This is a genomic window from Sphaerimonospora thailandensis (assembly GCF_016863115.1).
Classification (GTDB): domain Bacteria; phylum Actinomycetota; class Actinomycetes; order Streptosporangiales; family Streptosporangiaceae; genus Sphaerimonospora; species Sphaerimonospora cavernae.
This window is the reverse complement of record NZ_BOOG01000023.1, coordinates 95,050-111,604: the sequence shown is the minus strand read 5'-3', so window position 1 is coordinate 111,604 and position 16,555 is coordinate 95,050. Positions and strand designations below refer to the sequence as shown.

The 16,555-nt window shown below is 68.6% G+C and carries 16 protein-coding genes and 2 riboswitches; of the genes, 3 read left to right on the top strand and 13 right to left on the bottom strand.

Translation table 11 applies throughout. The features are described 5' to 3' along the window. The 13 genes from Mth01_RS14295 to Mth01_RS14235 form a co-directional block, all read right to left on the bottom strand. On the bottom strand, nt 1-2,146 hold a 2,146-nt coding region (locus Mth01_RS14295), incomplete at its 3' end, for a nitrate- and nitrite sensing domain-containing protein (RefSeq protein WP_239089652.1). Between the two features lie 306 nt (nt 2,147-2,452). After that, on the bottom strand, nt 2,453-3,010 hold the full coding sequence (locus Mth01_RS14290) for a GTP-binding protein (RefSeq protein ID WP_204016334.1): 558 nt from the start codon (nt 3,008-3,010) through the stop codon (nt 2,453-2,455). Between the two features lie 7 nt (nt 3,011-3,017). Further along, nucleotides 3,018-3,377: a DUF742 domain-containing protein gene (locus tag Mth01_RS14285; RefSeq protein WP_204016322.1), complete on the bottom strand. Its 360-nt coding sequence runs from the start codon at nt 3,375-3,377 to the stop codon at nt 3,018-3,020. An 18-nt stretch (nt 3,378-3,395) separates the two neighbouring features. Next, the gene (locus Mth01_RS14280) at nt 3,396-3,815 is read right to left on the bottom strand and encodes a roadblock/LC7 domain-containing protein (RefSeq protein ID WP_204016321.1); all 420 of its coding nucleotides are present in this window, start codon (nt 3,813-3,815) and stop codon (nt 3,396-3,398) included. After that, a complete protein-coding gene (locus Mth01_RS30130) occupies nt 3,812-6,889 on the bottom strand; it encodes a sensor histidine kinase (RefSeq protein ID WP_275408942.1) in 3,078 nt (1,025 codons plus the stop codon). The genes Mth01_RS14280 and Mth01_RS30130 overlap by 4 nt, the downstream gene beginning before the upstream one ends. Before the next feature lie 467 nt (nt 6,890-7,356). Continuing rightward, nucleotides 7,357-8,292, bottom strand: coding sequence for a sigma-70 family RNA polymerase sigma factor (locus Mth01_RS14270; protein WP_204016319.1), 936 nt, complete (start codon nt 8,290-8,292; stop codon nt 7,357-7,359). Between the two features lie 203 nt (nt 8,293-8,495). Continuing rightward, a complete protein-coding gene (locus Mth01_RS14265; protein ID WP_239089651.1) occupies nt 8,496-9,194 on the bottom strand; it encodes an SDR family oxidoreductase in 699 nt (232 codons plus the stop codon). Nucleotides 9,195-9,255: 61 nt separating this feature from the next. Then, complete coding sequence (locus Mth01_RS14260) at nt 9,256-9,531, bottom strand: hypothetical protein (protein WP_204016318.1); 276 nt, start codon at nt 9,529-9,531, stop codon at nt 9,256-9,258. A gap of 95 nt (nt 9,532-9,626) precedes the next feature. After that, complete coding sequence (locus Mth01_RS14255; protein ID WP_239089650.1) at nt 9,627-10,325, bottom strand: hypothetical protein; 699 nt, start codon at nt 10,323-10,325, stop codon at nt 9,627-9,629. 78 nt (nt 10,326-10,403) lie between these two features. Continuing rightward, entirely contained in the window at nt 10,404-10,598 is a 195-nt protein-coding gene (locus Mth01_RS14250) for a hypothetical protein (RefSeq protein WP_204016317.1), read from the bottom strand. A gap of 134 nt (nt 10,599-10,732) precedes the next feature. Beyond that, nucleotides 10,733-11,491 (bottom strand): aminoglycoside adenylyltransferase family protein, encoded by a 759-nt coding sequence (locus Mth01_RS14245; protein WP_204016316.1) that lies wholly within the window; start codon nt 11,489-11,491, stop codon nt 10,733-10,735. 61 nt (nt 11,492-11,552) lie between these two features. Next, on the bottom strand, nt 11,553-12,335 hold the full coding sequence (locus tag Mth01_RS14240; RefSeq protein ID WP_204016315.1) for a hypothetical protein: 783 nt from the start codon (nt 12,333-12,335) through the stop codon (nt 11,553-11,555). Between the two features lie 118 nt (nt 12,336-12,453). Further along, a complete protein-coding gene (locus tag Mth01_RS14235) occupies nt 12,454-12,603 on the bottom strand; it encodes an FCD domain-containing protein (RefSeq protein WP_407695945.1) in 150 nt (49 codons plus the stop codon). Nucleotides 12,604-12,774: 171 nt separating this feature from the next. Here Mth01_RS14235 and Mth01_RS14230 point away from each other — a divergent pair, with 171 nt between their 5' ends. From Mth01_RS14230 to Mth01_RS14220, 3 genes are read left to right on the top strand one after another with little or no spacing between them, the layout of a single operon-like run. Further along, the gene (locus Mth01_RS14230) at nt 12,775-14,118 is read left to right on the top strand and encodes a glutamine synthetase family protein (protein WP_275408941.1); all 1,344 of its coding nucleotides are present in this window, start codon (nt 12,775-12,777) and stop codon (nt 14,116-14,118) included. Nucleotides 14,119-14,128: 10 nt separating this feature from the next. Continuing rightward, nucleotides 14,129-15,520, top strand: a complete 1,392-nt coding sequence (locus Mth01_RS14225) for an aldehyde dehydrogenase family protein (RefSeq protein WP_204016314.1) — start codon at nt 14,129-14,131, stop codon at nt 15,518-15,520. A 19-nt stretch (nt 15,521-15,539) separates the two neighbouring features. Then, complete coding sequence (locus Mth01_RS14220) at nt 15,540-16,304, top strand: 3-oxoacyl-ACP reductase (RefSeq protein ID WP_204016313.1); 765 nt, start codon at nt 15,540-15,542, stop codon at nt 16,302-16,304. Between the two features lie 46 nt (nt 16,305-16,350). Then, a riboswitch (glycine riboswitch) is annotated at nt 16,351-16,448 on the top strand. Next, a riboswitch (glycine riboswitch) is annotated at nt 16,449-16,552 on the top strand. It abuts the riboswitch before it with no gap. Nucleotides 16,553-16,555: the final 3 nt, after the last annotated feature.

Genomic DNA, 16,555 nt, shown 5'->3' with positions numbered 1-16,555 from the left:
CCAGTTGTCCGGGCATGGCCAGTTGTCCGGGCATGGCCAGTTGTCCGGGCATGGCCAGTTGTCCGGGCATGCCCAGTTGTCCGGGCATGCCCATGTCACCGGACGTGCCCAGGGCACCCGGCATTCCCGCCATACCCGGGAACGCCGGTCCCGGGTGGGCGAGCAGGGACTCGGGCAGCAGCACCATCGCGGTCAGCCCGCCGACGTCCTGCTGGCGAAGCTGAACACGGATGCCGTGGCGCAGGGCCAGTCGGCCGACCACGAACAGGCCCATCCGGCGGGACACCGACACGTCCACGACCGGAGGGTTGGCGAGGCGGTGGTTCGTCTGCGCCAACTCCTCGGAGGTCATGCCGATCCCGCGGTCGCTGATGGAGATGATGAGTCCACCGCCGTCGATGCGGTTGCTCGAAACGATGACCTTGGTCTCGCGTGGGGAGAACGAGACGGCGTTCTCGACCAGCTCCGCCACCAGGTGGACGACGTCGTTGACCGACTGTCCGAGGACCGCGGCACCGGGCTGGACCTGAACGTCGACTCGTTCGTACCCCTCGACCTCGGACAGCGAGGCACGGACGACATCGACGAGCGGCACCGGCTGACCCCAGCGGCGTGCGGGTTCCTGGCCGGCGAGGACCAGGAGGTTCTCACTGTTGCGGCGCATGCGGGTGGCGAGGTGGTCGAGCTTGAACAGGTCGCCCAGCCGCCGCTCGTCCTGCTCGCTCTGCTCCAGACCGTCGATCAGCGAAAGCTGCCGCTCCACCAGCGTCTGCGTACGACGCGACAGGTTCACGAACATCGCGTTGACGTTGCTGCGCAGCCGTGCCTCGTCGCCCGCCAGCCGTACGGCCTCGCGGTGGACCTCGTCGAACGCCCGCGCGACCTCACCGATCTCGTCGCGAGCCACCACCCCGATGGGCGCGATGTGCGGGGTCTCCCCGGTGTCGCCGGCCTCCCGGAGCCGCTGAACGACGCTGGGCAGCCGGTGTCCGGCGATCTCCAGCGCCTCGCCGCGCAACCGGCGCAGTGGCCGCACCAGCGACTGAGCGACGCCCGTGGTGATGGCGAGCACGATGAGCAGCAGGAGAGCCACGGCCCCGGCGACGATCAGGGCACGCCGCTGCTCGTCGTCCTTGAGCACCTGGCTCCTGGCGACGATCGACGAATTCAGCTTGGCCTCGACCGTGCGCATCCGGTTGATCGGCTGGGTCATCGCGTCGAACCATCTGCGGATGTCGTCGCGTGCGGTGAGGTCGAGACCGTTGAGCGGGAAACCGGCGTTGGCCCGGTCCAGCACGAGCGTACGGAGGAACTCGGCGTCGTCGACCTTGTCACCGGTGACGATCGAGTCGTAGTCGGCCCGTTCTTCGCGGGACGCGCTCTTGCGGAAGTCCCGCAACTCGCGGTCCTGAGCGGACATGACGCCGAGGAAGTCCTGCAGTTGCGCCTGCTCGAACCGCCTGGCCGGGAGCACGGTGGTGAGGAGACCGCGCTGCACCGAGGCGTTCTCCTTGGCCCTGGCGAGCGCGGAGAGGGTGACCGACATGGCGGCGAGCCGGTCGTCCTGGGCCCCCTTGGCCAGCTCGTCCTGTAGCGCGAGAAGGTTCTCGATGACGAGGGAGTACTGCTCGAGGACCGCACTCGGAAGCAGGCTTTCTTCCACCGCCTGCTTGCGCAACGGCTCCAGGCTGTCCAGCTTGGCGAGGATGTGCTCGACCTCGTCGCCGGCGTGATCGCCCACCTTGGAACGCACGTCCGTGGCGAGCCTGCGTACATCGGCGAGCGCCGTATCCGCCAGCTTGATCTGCACGTTCACCGCCGCGACGGCCTTCGCCGGTCGGCCGATGGCAGCGTTCCAGGCGGCCCGGTCCCGTTCTGCCTGCAGTTCGTGGGTGAGCCCGGCCACGCTCTCCACGAGCCGGGCCAGGTCGTTCGCCCGCTGGTACCCGGCGGCGGTGTCGAGGGAGGCGACCACGCGGAGACCACCGAGCAGCAGGGCCGCCAGGGTCGGGATGAGGATCAGCGCCACCAGCCGGGACCGCACCCGCCAGTTGCGCAGATGGAACCGGCTTCCCTCATCTGGCTCCTGCTCAGCCGGAACCCCGGTCCCTGGGCTCTCGTCAGTCCGGGGGTCTAGTGTCCTCACAGGCTTAGCAACCTCTCGCCGTATGTGCGCGCAGGGGGGAGTGTCTCTCGACGAGTGCGCAGTCGTGACAGTTGAGACGTCCTGCAGGCGAGGGTAATTGCAGCACACCGACACCGGGGAGGCCAACCGAACACCCGTACACAAACAGCCCAACCGGGCACGTATATGACCTTAATTAACTAAATTTCGGACAGGCTTGATTAGCAAATTGTGCCTCGTCGGCCACGCCCGCCACCTGTGGGGGTCATCCGGGCACGGCGGTCCGCGGGGTCGCGCTTCTCCGCACGGGCTGACGAGAAGATCGCATCAGTAGGCGCGGCCGTAGGCCGCCCTTACCGTCAGCACGTACTCCACCAGGCTGATGAGGGTCGACTTCACCGCATCCCGGGAGCGCGCGTCCGTACGGACGATCGGCACGTGCGGGGGCAGAGACAGGGCTTCCCGCACCTCCTCCTCCGAGTGGAGGTACTGACCGTCCCAGCCGTTCAGCGCGACCAGGAACGGCAGTTGGGCCTCCTCGAAGTAGTCGATGGCGGGGAAGCAGTCAGCCAGCCGTCGGCTGTCCACCAGCACCACCGCGCCGATCGCACCCCGAACGAGGTCGTCCCACATGAACCAGAACCGATGCTGGCCGGGCGTCCCGAACAGGTAGAGGATCAGGTCCTGATCCAGCGAGAGCCGGCCGAAGTCCATCGCGACCGTGGTCGTCGTCTTGTTCGGCGTGAGGCCCAGGTCGTCGATGCCGGCGCTGGCGTCGGTCATCACGGCCTCGGTGGTCAGCGGGAGGATCTCGGAGACGGCACCCACGAAGGTCGTCTTCCCGACGCCGAACCCACCCGCCACGACGATCTTCGTCGAGGTCAGCCCACGACTAGAGCCTGCGTAGTCCACTGAGCACCCTTTCGAGCAGGTTGAGGTCTGGCTGCCCTTGTTCGAGCTGCGGCATGTGCAGGCGCACCAGACCCTCGTCGGCCATGTCGGCGATGAGCACGCGGGCCACGCCGAGGGGGACCCGGAGCAGCGCCGAGACCTCCGCGACCGATCGTACGGAACGACATAGCATCATGATCGATTCCTGCTCTGGGGTGAGCAGGGAATAATCATCGCTCTTCAAGGTCACCGATGATACGAGGGTTTCCATCGCCATGTGGTAACGCGGCTCGGATCGTCCACCGGTGACGGCGTAAGGACGGAACAGAGGCTCGTCCTCCGCCCCGTCACCCGCGCGCATATCCGCCTCCCCTGCCCGTTACCGGCGAGAAGTCTGGAGTTCGGCGCGCAGTGCCGGGGTGAGCACCTGACCGGCACGCTCGACCAGCAGGGTCATCTGGTAGGCCACCAGGCCCATGTCGCAGTCGGGCGAGGCCAGCACCGACAGACACGACCCGTCGCTGATCGCCATGACGAGCAGCAGACCGCGCTGCATCTCGACGACCGTCTGTGTCACCGGTCCGCCCTCGAACACCCTCGCGGCACCCGCGGTGAGGCTGAGCAGCCCTGCGGCGACGGCGGCGAGCTGGTCGGCCCGGTCGGGCGGAAAACCGTCCGATTGGGCCAGCCGCAGACCGTCCGCCGACACCACCACCGCGTGCGCCACGCCCGGCGTCGAGCTGACGAACTCGGTGATCAGCCAGTCGAATCTGCGTACCTCCACGCTCAGCTCAGTCACGAGCCCTCCTCCTCGTTACCCGACCCATCGGCGGGTCCGTCGGCCAGTTCGGCCCGGCCCCGCCGTACGCCCTTTTGGAAGCTGGACAGGCGGCTGCGAACCGCCTCGGCCGACACCGCGGGACGCGGAGCCGGTGACGCGCTCTCCGCCGCACCCACGGAGCCGGGGACCAGATTGGCCCGAGGTGTCCGCTTGGGCAACCCAGCGGCCGTGACGCCGCCGAGCTGCGGATCCCGTGCACTGGCCGCCGCCTGGAAGCCGCTGTCGGCCCGGGACCACCATCCTCCCTCCGGCTCGTCCATCTGCGGATCCGCGGATCCGGAGATAGGCGAGCCCAGCACCGGCGAACCCTGCGCGGCGGGTTCCTGCGGCGACGCGTCCCGCCGGCCCGCCACCGGATCGGCCTGAACGTGCTGCGCGGGCTGAACGGGCTGCACGGGCTGAACGGGCTGAACGGGCTCGGGCTGCACGGGCTGCGCGGCCTGGCTCGGCGTCGGGCGCCGGAACCATGCGGACTCGACCGACGCGAAGATCGGCAGGAACTCGTCCCCACGCTCCAGCGGCGTGTCGTTCACCGCCGGGAGAGGCCCGGTGACCGAGGCCGGATCCTCGACCGGGAAGACACCCGAATGCTCGGTGAAGGCCGGGGTGCCCAGGTAGGGCGGAGCCCCGAAGGGCTCGGCGAGCTGTGGAGCCGAAAACGGTTCGGGGGGCGTCCCGTACGGATCGGCGGACGGCGGCGGGACCGGCGTGCCGAAGGGCGGAGTCGTGGTGATGTCCCGCGTCGGCGCACCGAACGGCGCGAACGTCCCGGCGTCGCCACCCGTGGCGTTCTCAGCTGTCTGGAACGACCTGCGCCCGATGCCTGTTGGCGCGTTCCCCCCGGCGCCACCCATGCCGCCGCTGCCCCTGGTTCCGCTGCCAGTGGTGCCGCTGCCGCCTCCCGCCGCCCCCCAGGGCTGGAACGCGTTGCCGCCGGGAACCGGCTCGGCGAACGGCTGCCGAACGGGTGGGCCGGCGGTGCCGCTCTGGTCCCCCCTGACCGGGCCGCCTCCGAACGGGCCGCCTCCGAACGGGCCGCCTCCAAGCTGGCCGCCCGGGACCGGGGGGGCCATGGGCGATGGCTGGTCGGCGTCCGAGACGAGCTGGGCGGGGAAGAGCACCATCGCGATGACCCCGGCGCCGTCACCCCGCCGGAGCTGAACGCGGATGCCGTGCCGGAGCGCGAGACGTCCGACCACGAACAGGCCCATCCGGCGGGCGACGGAAACATCGACTGTCGGCGGCTCCGCGAGGCGCCGGTTGATCTCCGCGATCTCCTCGAGGGACATGCCGATCCCGGCGTCGCTGACGCCCAGCATGACCGCGCCTCCCTCCACCGGGCTGCTCGACACGACGACCCTGGTGTTGCGCGGCGAGAACGCGATCGCGTTCTCCACGAGCTCCGCGATCAAGTGGATCACGTCGTTGGCGGCGTGACCGGCAACGGCGATACTGCGGTGCACCTTGACCGTGACGCGCTCGTAGTCCTCGACCTCCGAGAGCGAGGCACGGACCACGTCGACCAGGCGCGCGGGCCTGCTCCGCTTCCGCGGCGGCTCGTGTCCGGCGAGGACCAGCAGGTTCTCACTGTTGCGGCGCATGCGGGTGGCCAGGTGGTCGAGCTTGAAGAGGTCCGCCAGCCGCTGACCGTCCTCCTCGCCGCGCTCCAGACCGTCGATCAGCGAGATCTGCCGCTCCACGAGCGTCTGCGTACGACGCGACAGGTTCACGAACATCGCGTTCACGTTGGAACGCAGTCGGGACTCCTCGGCGGCCAGGCGAAGCGCCTGGGCGTGGACTTCGTCGAAGGCCTGCGCCACCTCGCCGATCTCGTCATCGCTGTCCATGACGATCCCCTGGATCGGCTGCTCACGGTCGGGTTCGTCCGACTCCCGCATCCGCCGCACCACGTCGGGCAGCCGCCGCCCGGCCACGTCGAGCGCCTCCGCCCGCAATCGCCGGAGCGGACGCACCATCGATCGCGCGATCAGCGCGGTGGTGACGACGACCAGGACGAGGAGGGCCAGAATCATGATCGCGGCGGTCACCGCGTTGCGCTGCTCACTGGACTGCAGCTGCCGGGCTCGGTCGAGCACGAGGGACGAGACCCGCTGCTCGACGGTGGCCATCTGCTCGATCGCCTTGGTGCTGTGCTGGAACCAGCGCTGGAGCAGCCTTTCCCTGCCGACGTACCTGGCGAGGGAGTGACCCTGGAGTCCCAGTGTCACCGCCCAAGACCTGGTGAGGTCGACGTCCACGATGTCCTTCTGGTTGAGGAGCGCCGCCAGGCGGCGGCTCTCCTCTGGCGGCGCCTCTCGGTTGAACGTGGTGAGATAACCCTGCTGTCGCGCCTGGGAGGCGAGGATGCCTTGAAGCTCGGGGGCGGTGAAGGTCTGCCTTCGCTCCTTGAACTCCTTGGTCAGCAGCGACCGCTGGAGGGCCACCTCCTCCTTCAGGTGGGCGAGTGCGTTCAGCGCGCGGATACCGCCGGTCAACTCGAGCACGACGCCGGCCTCGCTGATCTCGTCCTGCAGCCGGAGGATGCCGTCGATCAGAGTGGAGTAGCTACCTGGGTCTCCGTCCTCACGCATTTCGGGAAGGCTCGCGAGCCGGCTGTCGACCTGCTGCGCCTGATCGGCGGCACGCCGCCCGAAGTCTTCGGCGATCTTCTCGAGATCGGCCTTCACCTGGGTGACCAGCGGGTCGACGACCGCCCGCTGCTGCGACCGAGTCAGCTCGGTCTGCCCGTCGACGTTGAACTTGCGCCGAAGGGGACCGCCCCAGGCTCCGATGTCCCGCTCCAGCGCGAGCTGCTCGGCCAAGTCGCGCAGGTGTACGGAGTACTCCGCGGCGGACCTGGCCACCTGGTAGCGGCCGAGGTCGTCGATCGACTGGGAGACACGCAGGCCCGAGACGAGCACGGCGACGAGTGTCGGAGCGACGATCAGGGCGGTCAGGCGGGTGGGCACCCGCCAGTTACGCAGCGCCAGACGGCGCTGCCACCCTTGATTGTCGGTCTTCGGTTGCTCCATGCTCACCGGCCCCGCCATCTTTTCGGCCTGCCTTCACGCGTTCTGACAGCATGAGTGACATAGCTGTATAAGCGGGACAATTCGACCACAAGGTCACGCGGATAGGTGCCCCTGCCCCGGTTGCGCCACGTAATCGTTACGAACCGGTAAGAGGATCTTCGCCCGTTCCGCCTTCACAGCAGCCGACAGCAGCCTCCGCGTCCGGCGGCCGCAGTTGCCCGTCTATGCCTGTCTACGACAGGCCCCCCGTACAATCCCCCATGCAAGGTGACATTTCTGTTTCTTTGCGCCCAGAGTCTCCCGGGATGGACTCTCGACGTCAAGCCCGCGCTGCCCGGGGCTTGGTCCGAGCGCGTCGGACCCTCCGAAGCTCTTTCTGAGGATCGCGGGCACATGCCCGCTGAGACGCGCAAACGCGCACCCCCCAGGTGCGCGTCCTCGCGATCCGACTCAGCGAGCTCGGCGGCTCAGGCGGCGGCGGTCGCCATTTTGCGCAGGCGCGAGAGCGCGTCGCGTTCCAGCCGCCTGGCACGGTCACGACCGATGCCGTAACGCTGCCCCACCTCGGTCAGAGTGTGCTCACGGCCGTCGACCAGGCCGTAACGCCAGCGCAGCATCTCGCTGACCTGACCCTCCAGCCCGGTCAGCCAGTCCTCCAGGCATTCCTTGTCGAGCGTGGCCATCGCCTGCTCCTCGGGGTCGGCCCAGGTGTCGTCAGCGAGCATGTCACCGAGCTCGGTCTCGTCCTCATCACCCACTCCCAGCTGCAGCGATACCGGGTCGCTGGCCCAGCGGCGCAGCTCCTGCACCCGCTCGACCGGCAGGTCGAGCACCTCGGCCAACTCCGCGTCGGACGGCTCGGTGTCGAACTCGGCCAGCATGTCCCTGCGGACCCGCATCAACCGGGTCATCTGCTCCCCCGCGTGCGTGGGCAGCCGCACCGGCCGCGCCTGCTCGTGAATCGAGCGGCCGACCGCCTGCCTGATCCACCATGTGGCATAGGTGGAGAACTTGTACCCCCGCCGGTAGTCGAACTTCTCCACCGCCCGGACCAGACCGAGGTTGCCCTCCTGGACCAGATCGATCAGCGGCATCCCCCGGCCTGAATATTTCCTGGCCACCGCCACCACGAGTCGCAGGTTCGCCTGAATGAACTCGTCCTTGGCGCGGCGCCCCGAGACCGCGATGCGTTCCAACTCCTCATCCGTCGCATCCTTGATCTTCGGCTCGACCCGGCCGCTGTCGAGCAACTGCTCCGCGAAGAGCCCGGCCTCGATGCGCTTGGCGAGCTCCACCTCCTGCTCCGCGGTCAGCAGGGGGACCCGCCCGATCTCGATCAGGTAGGTCCCGAGCAGGTCCCGGTCCGAGACTTGCCGATCCTGCGTCCGATTCCCCGTCGCCATTCGCTGGCACCTCTTCCACCGCGCGACCATGTGCACTGTGCGGATCCGGCTCCCCCGGCTCCTGACCCGACCAACGAATTCTCCGTGGCAAAGATTCCGTAAATTAATACGACCGGGGAATGGTTTTCGATTCCTCCCCAAGGAGGATGCGGTCCCCGGAAAACCCCCGACTACCCGAGCAGACGCGGCCCAAACGATGCGGATCAGCGCGTTGGACCGGCGGCCGGCCGTACCGTGATCTCGGTGACGTGGGCGTCCGGCGTCGCCGTGACTGCGGCGAGCACCCCTCTCGCCACCGAATCGGGATCGAGATACCGCTCCGGCTGGTAGGGACCTCCCTCCTGGACCCGTACGTCCCGCTGCATGTCGGTGTCCACTCGTCCGGGATAGATCGTGGTGACCCGTACGCCGTTGGGGTGCTCCTCCTCCCGCAGCACGTCGGCGAAGGCTCGCAGCGCGAACTTGCTCGCCGCGTACGAACCCCAGTCGGCGTTGGCCCGCAGCCCGGACCCCGAGTTGATGAGCACCACATGGCCGCGTGCCGCCCGCAGGGCGGGAAGCAGCAGCCGGGTCAGCTCCGCCACCGCTACGACGTTGATCTCGAAGGTCGTCCGCCATACCTCTGCCGGGGTGTCGGCGAGATGCCCGAGCCGGGCGATCCCCGCACTGTGCACGAGCAGGTCGAGCCGGTCCAGCCCTTCGATCCCCGCGACGTCGGACGGCGCCAACCCGGACAGCTCCACCGCCCAGGGCCGGGCGTCCGGCAGTTCGGCGCAGACCCGGTCGAGCGCGGCGCGGTCCCGCCCGCCGAGCAGTAGGGCGTGTGTGGGGGCCAGGGTCCGGGCGATCGCGGCGCCCACCCCCCGCGAGGCTCCCGTGATCAAAGCTGTGGGTCGCGACATGATCCTCACTCTAGATCTCGGGCCGGAGGATCTCCGGTTAGTCCCCTGGAAATCGCCGGGCTCAGCCCTTGATGAAGACGAGCACGGTGATATCGACGCGTGCCGAGGCGTCCGCGGCGCCGTGTACGACGAGCACGGACACAGTGATCGCGCGTAGCGCGGCACGATGGTCGGCGTGGAAGGCGGCCTCGAAGAGCCGAGCCGTCGCACAGGAGAACCAAGAAAGGAGAACGGCGGGGCGCCCCGGTGTGACACCAACGAAGCGCCCCGCCTCAGACCACGGGTCCGGGCGCGCCCGCACGCGCGCCCGCCGCGGTGTGAAGGAGAGGTAACGCACTCCGGAACTTCCCGGTCCTCGGTCGGGACAAGCTGGGGATCGGTATAAGCCCTGATCACGGCGCTCCCACGGGCAGGTCAGCCCGACCGGGAGGTTCAATCCACCTCGGGGATGTCCACGTCGAACTCGGCGTCGCCGTCGTCGACGCGGCGGAGCTTGATGTCCTCCACCCATGCGTAGGCGAAACGACGCACTTCGGCGATCCGCTCCTCGTCGAGGCCGCATTCGGCGAACGCCTCGTCCGCCAGGTGATCGACTGTTTCCAGCCGTTCGACCAGGTCCTCCGTACGCCAGTCGTCGTCGTGCCGGGCGCCGAGCCGTTCGAGCGTGCGGAAGCCGTACAGGCCGGAAACCGAGGCCACATCGACGAAGTCTCGTGCCAGGCCGCGGTCGTGCAGCGCCCTGACCCTGAGACCGACCGCGTCGTCGAGACCCACCACGGGGCATGGTTCGACGGCGAAAGGCCGGTCCCGCAGGGCTTCGTGGAGCAACTTCACCTCGCACACCTGCCCGGTGATCTCGTCGGTGACGGCCACGTGACCCATTCGCGGGCCGGTCTCCCCCGGCTTGGCCGACAATCCCGTCATCCGGAAGGCGGCGGCCACCGCGTGGGTGACCTCGGCCAGCTGCGCCTCGTCCCCGGTCACGAACGTCAGCCCGTCGACGGGCCGATCCGTACGGCCATGCGCGCGCAGCGCGTAACCGCCGGCGAGCAGCAGACCGTAGCGGCCGATGACGGCGCCGGCATCCTCGACGAGACGAAGATGGAAGGGGGACAATTCGACCGTGGTCATCGCTTCATCACTTCAGGCTGGATCACGACTGGTCAGCTCAGCAGTATGGCCGGGCCACCCGTCCCTTCGCGGCACGGGCTATCCGGAAACGTCGTAGAGCAGGCGAATGCGCCAGGTGGTGTCGAGGATGTCGTACCACGTCAGGCACAGCCTGGCCTCGGCCTCCTCGGTGCGGGCCTCGGCGGCGAGCAGACGGTCACCGATCAGGCGGGCAGCCTCCTGTTTCAGTTCGGCCGCCATCTTCTGGAACACGAACTGCTCACGGGATTCCATTCGCCACCTTCCACCGCAGAGCCACTATTCCCCTCAGAAATACCCTCATATCCGCTCAAAATTCGCCACGACCGTTCCATGTAGTCGTACGGATAGTCGTACGGCGGCTGCGCGGTCAGCGGACCGGAGAACGCTCAGCGGGGCGACAGCCGGTCGATCTCAGTGAGCACCCGGTCTATGTGGGGACGCACCTGCGCCTTCAACTCGTCGCTCCAGCGTTCCTCGGCGTACCGGCAGCTGAGATACAGCTCCTTGGCATGGCGCAGTACGGGACGGTGCTCCGGTGGGAGCTGGGCGAGGGCCCAGCCGGCGGCGGCGTCCTTCGATGTGACCTCTCCGGTCGCGAGCGTGGTCCAGATGCGAGCGAAGGTCAGCACGACGTTACGGGTGTCACCGTCCAGGTCGTCGAGCAGACCGGGGATGCCCGCCACGCTCGCGCGGACCAGGTCCGCATGCGGGACCGGGTCCAGGACCTGAGCCGGAGGCGGGCCGGTGAGGGGATGATCGCAGGCCAGCACCATTGCGATCAGCAGGGCCAGATCCGGCATCGGCTCCGGCCGGCGCACTCCGGCAGCCTCGAACTCGTCACGTAGCCACTCGCCGTACAGGAAGTCACCGATCGGCGGGAACCGCCAGGGACGGACCTCGGACTGGACCACGACAGTGAGTTCGATCGGGCGGACCCCGGCCGCGGAACCGGAGATCTCGAACAGTCCGGCGAGCAGCGCCTCTCGTTCCCGATCATCCATGGGGCGCCGGGAGACGACGAGGACATCCAGGTCACTGGCCGGCTTGAGGCCGCCGAGCACCGAGGATCCGTGAAGGTAGGCGCCGATGGCCGCGGGTCCCAGAACGTCGCCGACGAGTCTCACGATCTCCGGAATCTGATCCATCTCGCCAGTCTCGGCCATCTGACCGGCGCGCGCATCCGCGTTTGCCGGCCCTGCCGATCGGCTAACTACGCTGCATGCGTCTGGGTGGCGATGGCAGGTCGTGGCGCCCGGAGACGAACTCCTGAACCGCGATCTTCGCGCGGATGACGGGGCGTCGCCAGCGTTCCTCCCGGCGAACGGCCCTCGCCATCCGCCTCGGTTTGGGCCGCCTGGCCACCTCTGAGTAGAACCAGCGCGCCCATGGCGATCCGGGGCGGGCCAGGCGCACCGCGCCGACGTAGACGAAAGGCGGCACGAACAGCCCGAGCAGGCCGCTCCAGATCTTCCCCTTGAGCAGGGTGACGACCGCGAAGACGAGGTTGACGACGAGGAACGCCGCCGCAGGCCATGCCCCCGCCACCGCTCCGTTCGCCTCGCTCCAGGCGAGCGGCCGCAGGCCGAGCAGCAGCAACCCGGTGCCCGCGATCGCGACGAAAACCGCGTCGACCGAGGTGCGTCCCTCCTCCTGCCAGTACACGTCACGCAGGTGCAGGATGAGCGCGAACTCATCGAGCACGAGAGCGGCGCCGACGCCGAAGACCGCGGCCGTGAACGAGTACCACGCCGTGGACACCCCGGCCAGGATCAGGCCGGCCACCCCACCGAGCAGCATGAGGATCACGCCGAACACAACGTGGTGGATGTGCATCTCTCCGACGTTGACGTTGCCGAACCACCGCACCCGCGCCCGGATCAGCCGCACGTTGATCCTCGTGAACACGAAAGCGACGATCAGAGCGACGAAGAAGCAGAAAAGCGGCAGTTGGTGGCCGTCGACGACACGATCATGAAACCAGTCATCCATGCGAAAACCCCATACAAAGACCCCGGCTTCCGATAGTAAGGTGCACCCCAAAGTGCTCGGCTCAAGCAGTTGGCCGCCCCCACCAGGTGCTCGCTCCTCAGCGGGTACGCGGCCCGAATCAGGAGAGGAAGCCGCGCAGCGGGGCGGCCGTTCCCGCCAAATGCTCGGCCACCGCGCGGCGGGCCGTCTCCGGATCGCCGGCGAGGATCGCCGCGACGATGGCGTCGTGCTGGGCCGCCGCGCTCTCGATCAACGCGCTCTCAATCAACGTGCTCTCGATCTACTCTGGATGAAGCTGCTCTGGATGAAGCTGCGACGAGGGTAAGGGGATCGCCTGAGTGCTTGCATGCCCTCAATGGTCTGGTTCCAGACTTCTGGGTTGCCGGGCGCGAGCCAGATCTCTCGAGCAGCCAGACCTCTCGAACAGGAGGCGCCCGTGCTGAGCGTGGAGGAGCTTCGCGGCGACGTCGAGGCGGGCCGCGTGGACACCGTCCTGCTCGCCGTGACCGATATGCAGGGGCGGCTGCAGGGCAAGCGCCTGGCAGCGCGGTACTTCCTGGAAGAGGTGCTCGACCATGGGGCGGAGGGATGCAACTACCTGCTCGCCGTAGACGTGGACATGAACACGGTCGACGGTTATGCCATGTCGTCGTGGGAGCGGGGGTACGGCGACTTCGTGATGAAGCCGGACCTGTCCACGCTGCGCCGGGTGCCGTGGCATGAGGGAACGGTCCTGCTGCTGGCCGACCTGACGTGGGAGGACGGCTCCGACGTCGTCGCCTCGCCGCGGCAGATCCTGCGCGCGCAGATCGCCCGGCTGGCCGAGCGGGGATGGACCGCGCTGGTCGGGACGGAACTGGAGTTCTGCGTGTACGCGGACAGTTACGAGCAGGCCTGGCGGCGGGGATACCGCGACATGACCCCGGTCAACCTCTACAACGTCGACTACTCGCTGCTCGGCACCGCCAGGATCGAGCCGTTGCTACGCAGGATCAGGCTCGGCATGGAGGGCGCGGGACTGTACGTGGAGTCCGCCAAGGGCGAGTGCAACCTCGGGCAGCACGAGATCACCTTCCGGTACGCCGACGCGCTGAGGACCTGTGACAACCATGTCTTCTACAAGAACGGCGCCAAGGAGATCGCCGCCCAGGAGGGCAGGTCGATCACGTTCATGGCCAAGCCCGACCAGCGCGAGGGCAACTCCTGCCACATTCACATCTCGCTGCGGGACGCAGGCGGCGCCCCGCTGCTGGCGGGGCGGGAGCCGTACGGCCTGTCGGCGGCCGGGCGGCACTTCGTCGCGGGTCAGCTCGCCGCCCTGCGCGAGCTCACCCTGGCCTACGCGCCCAACATCAACTCCTACAAGCGCTTCGTGCCCGGCAGTTTCGCGCCCACCGCGGTGAAATGGGGTGTCGACAACCGGACGTGCGCGCTGCGCCTGGTCGGGCACGGCGGCTCGCTGCGGCTGGAGAACCGGGTGCCGGGCGGGGACGTCAACCCCTATCTCGCGGTGGCCGCGATGATCGCCGCCGGGCTGCGCGGCATCGATCTCGAACTGCCGCTGGAGGAGCCGTTCGCCGGCAACGCGTACGCCGCCGGCGCCGAGACCGTGCCGGCCACGCTGCGTGACGCGCTCACGCTGTGGGAGGGCTCGGAGATCGCGCGCGACGCCTTCGGCAAGGACGTCGTCGATCACTACGCCAACAACGCACGGATCGAGCTGGCCGCCTTCGACGCGGCGGTCACCGACTGGGAGCTCTATCGGGGGTTCGAACGCCTGTGAGGGTAGCGCTGTGAAGATAGTCAATCCGGCGACGGAGGAGACGATCGCCGAGATGGAGATGGCGGACGCCGCGGAGATGGACCGGGCGGTGGAACGTGCCCGGCAGGCCTTCCCCGTCTGGCGATCCGTCAGCCCCGGTGACCGGGCACGGCTGCTGCGCGGCTTCGCCCGCAAGGTCGAGGAGCACGCCGAGGAACTGGCCCGGCTGGAGATCGCCAACGCGGGGCACACGGTCGGCAACGCCCGTTGGGAGGCCGGGAACGTCCGCGACGTGCTCGACTTCTACTCGGGTGCGCCCGAGCGCGATCATGGCAGGCAGATCCCCGTGCCGGGCGGGGTGGACGTCACGTTCGCCGAACCGCTGGGCGTCGTCGGCGTGATCGTGCCGTGGAACTTCCCGATGGTGATCATGATGTGGGGGGCGGCCCCCGCGCTGGCCGCCGGCAACACGGTCGTCGTGAAGCCCGCCGAGTGGACGCCGCTCACCGCGCTGCGGCTGGCCGAGCTCGCCCTTGAGGCGGGGCTGCCGGAGGGAGTCCTCCAGGTCGTGCCCGGCGAGGGCGAGGTCGCCGGGGCCCGGCTGGTCGGGCATCCGGACGTACGGAAGATCGTTTTCACCGGGTCGACCGAGGTGGGCAGGCTGATCGCGGCGAAGGCGGCCGAGCAGGTCAAGCGGGTCACGCTTGAACTGGGCGGCAAGAGCGCCAACATCGTCTTCGCCGACGCCGACCTGGACCGGGCGGCCACCACGGCTCCGATGGCGGTTTTCGACAACTCCGGGCAGGACTGCTGCGCCCGCTCGCGCATCCTGGTGGAGCGTTCCGTCTACGACGATTTCCTCCCGCGGCTCGGGCGGGCCGTACAGGAGGTGAAAGTCGGCGACCCGCTGGATCCGGCCAGCCAGATGGGGCCGCTGATCAGCGCCGAGCACCAGCGACGGGTCGCGTCGTTCGTCCCCGGGCCGGCCGAGTACGCCACCGGATCGTGCCCGAGAGGACCCGGCTACTGGTTCCCGCCGTTGGTGCTGACCGCGCCCAAGGGGTTCGATCCTGTGGACATCGAGCCCGGCGGGAGCCACGCCGCGTTCCGCCGCGCGTTCACCGAGGAGATCTTCGGGCCGGTGGTCTGCGTCGTCCCGTTCGAGGACGAGGCCCATGCCGTACAGATCGCCAACAACACGCAGTACGGCCTTTCCGGGTCGATCTGGACACGAGACGTCGGGCGGGCGCTGCGGGTGGCCCGGGCCGTGGAGGCGGGCAACCTGTCGGTGAACTCCCACTCCAGCGTCCGCTACTGGACGCCGTTCGGCGGATTCAAGCAGTCGGGGCTCGGCCGCGAACTCGGCCCCGACGCCCTGGCCGCCTTCACCGAGACCAAGAACGTCTTCATCGCCACGGATTAGACAAGCACGGAGTAGACACATGCAGCGTTTGCAGGACCGCGTCGCCGTCATCACCGGGGCGGGCAGCGGCATCGGCCTGGCCACGGCCCGCCGGTTCGCCCATGAGGGCGCGAAGGTCGTCGCCGTCGACCTCGACGAGGTCACCGGCGCCAAGGTCGCAGAAGAGGTCGGGGGTCTGTACGTCAAGGCCGACGTCGCCGACGAGAACGACGTCACGCGGATGTACCAGACCGTCTTCGACGCGTACGGCCGGATCGACATCGCCTTCAACAACGCGGGGATCTCGCCGCCCGAGGACGACTCGATCCTGGAGACCGGCATCGAGGCGTGGCGCAGGGTCCAGGAGGTCAACCTCACCAGCGTCTACCTGTGCTGCAAGCATGTCATTCCGTACATGCGGCGGCAGGGCAAGGGCTCGATCATCAACACCGCCTCGTTCGTCGCGGTCCTGGGGTCGGCGACGTCACAGATCTCCTACACCGCGTCCAAGGGCGGGGTGCTGGCGATGAGCCGTGAGCTCGGCGTGCAGTTCGCCCGCGAGGGCATCAGGGTGAACGCGCTGTGCCCCGGTCCTGTCGACACGCCGCTGCTGCGCGAGCTGTTCGCCAAGGACCCGGAACGGGCGCAGCGCCGTCTCGTCCACGTGCCGCTCGGCAGGTTCGCCCGGGCCGAGGAGATCGCCGCCGCCGTGGCGTTCCTCGCCTCCGACGACGCGTCGTTCATCACCGCCTCAGAGTTCCTGGTCGACGGGGGCATCTCCGGGGCGTACGTCACCCCGCCGTAGACGGTTCCGGAGATCGGGTTGAGCCGTTAGGCTTGCCCTGCACCAGTGATCCCGTGCGGGAGAGCATCCTGGCAGCCGGTCAGGATCCCTGAAGGAGCAAGCCCTCCCCGCGAACCTCTCAAGGCAAAGGACCGTACGGGCCAGGTGTGCTCTGGAAAGTGGACCGCGAGGGATCGGGGTCTCGCCGAAGGTGAAAGTCCGGCAAAACACGGACGAAGCTCTCAGGCGCCGATGACAGAGGGGGAGGATGC

Coding starts and splice junctions, on each gene's coding strand:
- Mth01_RS30130 (WP_275408942.1), bottom strand. CDS start 6,889: ATGGAGCAACCGAAGACCGACAATCAAGGGTGGCAGCGCCGTCTGGCG.
- Mth01_RS14265 (WP_239089651.1), bottom strand. CDS start 9,194: ATGTCGCGACCCACAGCTTTGATCACGGGAGCCTCGCGGGGGGTGGGC.
- Mth01_RS14250 (WP_204016317.1), bottom strand. CDS start 10,598: ATGGAATCCCGTGAGCAGTTCGTGTTCCAGAAGATGGCGGCCGAACTG.
- Mth01_RS14270 (WP_204016319.1), bottom strand. CDS start 8,292: ATGGCGACGGGGAATCGGACGCAGGATCGGCAAGTCTCGGACCGGGAC.
- Mth01_RS14285 (WP_204016322.1), bottom strand. CDS start 3,377: ATGCGCGCGGGTGACGGGGCGGAGGACGAGCCTCTGTTCCGTCCTTAC.
- Mth01_RS14255 (WP_239089650.1), bottom strand. CDS start 10,325: ATGACCACGGTCGAATTGTCCCCCTTCCATCTTCGTCTCGTCGAGGAT.
- Mth01_RS14240 (WP_204016315.1), bottom strand. CDS start 12,335: ATGGATGACTGGTTTCATGATCGTGTCGTCGACGGCCACCAACTGCCG.
- Mth01_RS14245 (WP_204016316.1), bottom strand. CDS start 11,491: ATGGATCAGATTCCGGAGATCGTGAGACTCGTCGGCGACGTTCTGGGA.
- Mth01_RS14220 (WP_204016313.1), top strand. CDS start 15,540: ATGCAGCGTTTGCAGGACCGCGTCGCCGTCATCACCGGGGCGGGCAGC.